Below are 3,157 nucleotides of genomic sequence, written 5' to 3'. Positions count from 1 at the left end.
GACCACCCTCAGATCGGAACAGGACAATGGCGAGCGGCTGCTGGCCGGCGACATCCGTGCGCTGCGCAAGGCGCGCGGGCTGACGCTGGCCGAGATCGGCCTGAAACTCGGCCGTTCCGTCGGCTGGGTCAGCCAGGTTGAGCGCGGCCTGTCGGTCCCTTCGCTCGGCGACCTCAGGGCCTTCGCCGAACTGTTCGGCGTGCCGCTCAGCCTGTTCTTCGGCCACGACGTGCCTTCCGAGAAGGAGCGCGGCGTGGTCGTGCGCGCCGGCAGCCGGCGCTCGCTTGGCACAAGCGAATCCGGCCTCGTGGAGGAGCTTCTGTCACCTGATCTCGGCGGTAGCTTCGAGATGTTGCGGTCGGTCTTCGCGCCGGGAGCGGAACTGAAGACCGAGGCGCGCCGCCCGACGGAAGAAGCCGGCTATGTCGTGTCGGGTGTTTTCGAGATCGAGATTGCCGGCGTCTGGCACCGGCTCGGCGAAGGCGACAGCTTTCGCTTCGAGGGCAAGCCGTTCCGCTGGCGCAATCCGGGCGCCGAGCCGGCGGTGGTCATCTGGGTGGTTTCGCCACCGGTCTATTGATTGAAGGGGAAGAACATGGCGGGTTTGCCGAGCACGGCACGCGTGGTGATAATCGGAGGAGGTGTCGTCGGCGCCTCCTCGCTCTACCACCTCTGCAAGGCGGGCTGGACCGACTGCGTGCTTCTGGAAAAGAACGAGCTGACCTCGGGCTCGACCTGGCATGCCGCCGGCAACGTCCCGACCTTCTCATCCTCATGGTCGCTGATGAACATGCAGCGCTATTCGACCGAGCTCTATCGCGGGCTTGCCGAAGCAGTCGACTATCCGATGAACTACCACGTCACCGGCTCGCTCAGGCTCGCCCATTCGAAGGAGCGCATGCAGGAGTTCCAGCGCGCCAAGGGCATGGGCCGCTACCAGGGCATGGACATCGACGTCGTCGGGCTCGACGAGATCAAGCGCCGCTATCCGTTCATCGAGACGCATGAGTTGAAAGGCGCGCTCTACGACCCGAGCGACGGCGACATCGATCCGGCGCAGCTGACCCAGGCGCTGGCCAAGGGCGCGCGCGACATGGGCGCCAGGATCATCCGCTTCTGCCCGGTCACCGGCGTGCGCCGCGAGAACGGCGAATGGGTGGTTGCGACGCCGCAAGGCGACATCCGCTGCGAGATCATCGTCAATGCCGCCGGCTACCGCGCCGCCGAGGTTGGAAAAATGTTCGGCCGCGAGGTGCCGATGATGGTGATGAGCCATCAATACATATTGTTCGAGGAAATCCCCGAGCTTGCCGCCTGGACCAGGGAACAGGGCAAGAAACTGCCGCTGCTGCGCGACGTCGACACCTCCTACTATCTGCGCCAGGAAAAGAGCGGCATGAATCTCGGCCCCTACGAGCGCAATTGCCGCGCGCACTGGGCGACCCACAACGACCCGATGCCCGAGGATTTTTCCTTCCAGCTCTTCCCCGACGATCTCGACCGGCTGGAGCACTATCTCGCCGACGCAGTCGCCCGGGTGCCGATCCTTGGCACTGCCGGCCTCTCCAAGGTGATCAACGGACCGATCCCCTACGCGCCGGACGGCAACCCGCTGATCGGCCCGATGCCCGGCGTGCCGAACGCCTTCGAGGCCTGCGTCTTTACCTTCGGCATCGCCCAGGGCGGCGGCGCCGGCAAGGTGCTGGCCGAATGGATCACCGAGGGCCAGACCGAATGGGACATGTGGTCCTGCGACCCGCGCCGCTTCACGTCCTTTGCCGCGGCGCCCGACTATTGCGTCGCCAAGGGCATGGAGATCTACGGCAACGAATACGCCATCCAGTTCCCGCGCCATGCCTGGCCGGAGGGGCGCAACCGCAAACTGTCGCCGCTGCACGATCGCATCAAGGCGCTCGGCGGCCAGTTCGACGCCTATAATGGCTGGGAGCGCGCCACCTGGTACGCGCATCAGGGTGACGACACATCGGAGCAATCGACGCTGACCTTCCGCCGCGACGGACCGTGGCAGCACCGCGTGCGCGAGGAATGCCTGGCGGTGCGCGACGCCGCCGGCATCCTCGACCTGCCCGGCTTCTCCCGCTTCAATCTCGAGGGCCCGGGCGCCGCCGACTGGCTGGCGCTGCAGGTCACCGGCCTGGTGCCGAAGCCCGGCCGCATCGGCCTCGTCTATTTCTCCGACGACAAGGGCCGCATCGTCACTGAAATGTCGGTCGTGCGCCACGGCGAGGAGCAGATGACGCTGATCACCGCCGCGGTCGCCCAGTGGCACGATTTCGAATGGCTGAAATCGCGCATGCCGAAAGACGCAGCCTTCACCCTGACCGACCGCACCGAGGACTATTCGACGCAAATCCTCGCCGGCCCCAAGTCGCGAAAAATCCTTGCCGAGGTCTGCGCCGCCGACCTGACGCTTCCGTGGCTGACGCATCAGGAAACGACGATCGCCGGACGCTGGGCGAAGCTGGTGCGCGTCTCCTTCGCCGGCGAGCTCGGCTGGGAGATCCACACCAAGGTCGCAGACACGGCGACGGTGTTCGATGCTGTCTGGGCCGCCGGCCAGAAGCACGGACTGAAGCCCTTCGGCATGTACGCGCTCGATTCCCTGCGTCTGGAAAAGGGCTACCGCGCCTGGAAGGGCGACCTTTCGACCGACTATACGATCCTGCAGGGCGGGCTGGAGCGTTTCGTCAAATGGGACAAGCCAGACTTCCGCGGCAAGGCGGCACTGCTCAACGAGAAGCAGCAGGGCGTGAAGAAGCGTTTCGTCACCCTGGTCGTCGAGAGCCCCGGCGAATGCGACGCGCCCTATATGTCGACGCTCTGGCATGACGGCAGGGTCGTCGGCGAGACGACATCGGGCGGCTATGGCCACCGGGTCGAGAAGTCGATCGCGCTCGGCATGCTGCGCGCCGATCTCGCCGAGCCCGGCGCCTCGGTCGAGGTCGAGATCTTCGGCGACCGCTTCAAGGCCGTGGTGCAGAAGGACGAACCGCTCTGGGACCCGAAGAACGAAAGACTGCGGACATGAAATCAGTGATCCTCACCGACGGCGGCATGGGCCAGGAACTGGTCCGGCGCAGCAAGTCCGAGCCGACGCCCTTGTGGTCGGCCAGGGTGCTGATCGACGAACCGGACC

At 65.9% G+C, this 3,157-nt stretch carries 2 protein-coding genes and 1 pseudogene; all 3 read left to right on the top strand.

The window, feature by feature from the left end:
* Nucleotides 1-37 precede the first annotated feature (37 nt).
* Nucleotides 38-580: an XRE family transcriptional regulator gene (locus EN780_RS30845; protein WP_128276168.1), complete on the top strand. Its 543-nt coding sequence runs from the start codon at nucleotides 38-40 to the stop codon at nucleotides 578-580.
* A gap of 15 nt (nucleotides 581-595) precedes the next feature.
* Nucleotides 596-3,049 carry an FAD-dependent oxidoreductase gene (locus EN780_RS30840; protein WP_128276167.1) on the top strand — a complete coding sequence of 818 codons (2,454 nt, stop codon included), beginning with the start codon at nucleotides 596-598 and terminating at the stop codon, nucleotides 3,047-3,049.
* Nucleotides 3,046-3,157, top strand: a pseudogene (locus tag EN780_RS40950) (homocysteine S-methyltransferase); the annotation flags it as partial. The gene EN780_RS30840 and the pseudogene EN780_RS40950, both read left to right, overlap by 4 nt.

Source organism: Mesorhizobium sp. M4B.F.Ca.ET.089.01.1.1 (assembly GCF_004022605.1).
Classification (GTDB): Bacteria; Pseudomonadota; Alphaproteobacteria; order Rhizobiales; family Rhizobiaceae; genus Mesorhizobium; species Mesorhizobium abyssinicae.
Note: the sequence above shows the minus strand (reverse complement) of the source record. Positions and strands in the feature narration are given on the sequence as shown.

Excerpts from the sequence above, each read along its gene's own strand:
- EN780_RS30840 (WP_128276167.1), top strand. The coding sequence starts at position 596 with ATGGCGGGTTTGCCGAGCACGGCACGCGTGGTGATAATCGGAGGAGGT.